The following is a 732-nucleotide window of genomic DNA, read 5'->3' as shown; positions in this document are numbered from 1 at the left end:
GGATCAGTCTATAATAGGTGACGCTATTGCGAGCATTTCAGCAAGTATTAGCGGTTTGCGTGCTATGTTATAGAAAAAGGGGAAAATACCAATGGGGAAAATAGGTATAGATAAAGGGAAATTTACCGGAGCAGTCACAAATGCAGAGAGCGCAGTTAATCGGATAGAGAAAGTTCCCTCACCGAAAATTACCAAGAATAATCTATCTCGGTTGACGGGTTTTCAAAATTTAGTAGAGAAAGCCGGAACAACTTTAGAAGCATTTAAAGGAGTATCTTCTGCTGACACAGGCAAAATGAAAGCCGTCGCGGACAAAATTGTCGATGAAGATGCCAAAATGGCGAATGTAATCCAACAAAACACAGTGAGGTTCAAATAATATGGTCGAATATAACAAACGAGAACTTTTAGAAGTTGTTTTACAAAATGACAAAACATTAGATTTAGAGATTACTGAAGAACTATTACAAATGGGTAACTTGCTGGGGAATCAGCCTTCCCTTTTTCGTGAGGTTTACAAGGCGTTTCGAAATCAAGAAGATGTCTTTGAAAACAAACCAAAAATCGGCGCGAAATTCTCAGTGACGTTTGATTATTCGAATGAGACAATTCGTTTTGAACGATTAGAAACGCAATTAGATATTCCATTTTCTCAATTTTTACGTTTGATGGGTTTGATTGATGCGTGTTATAGTGAAATATTGCCGCTGGGTACTGTTGTGGAATTGGACA

General features: G+C 37.8%; 1 protein-coding gene and 1 pseudogene. Both read left to right on the top strand.

Annotated features, from left to right (window positions below):
* Positions 1-91: 91 nt before the first annotated feature.
* On the top strand, positions 92-379 hold the full coding sequence (locus tag BAQ49_RS18780; protein WP_071746599.1) for a TIGR04197 family type VII secretion effector: 288 nt from the start codon (positions 92-94) through the stop codon (positions 377-379).
* Position 380: 1 nt separating this feature from the next.
* Positions 381-732, top strand: a pseudogene (locus tag BAQ49_RS18775) (DUF4176 domain-containing protein); the annotation flags it as partial.

This window comes from Bacillus proteolyticus (assembly GCF_001884065.1).
In the GTDB taxonomy this organism is placed as follows: Bacteria; Bacillota; Bacilli; order Bacillales; family Bacillaceae_G; genus Bacillus_A; species Bacillus_A proteolyticus.
The sequence above is the reverse complement of the archived record's forward strand: the minus strand, read 5'-3'. Positions and strand labels throughout refer to the sequence as shown.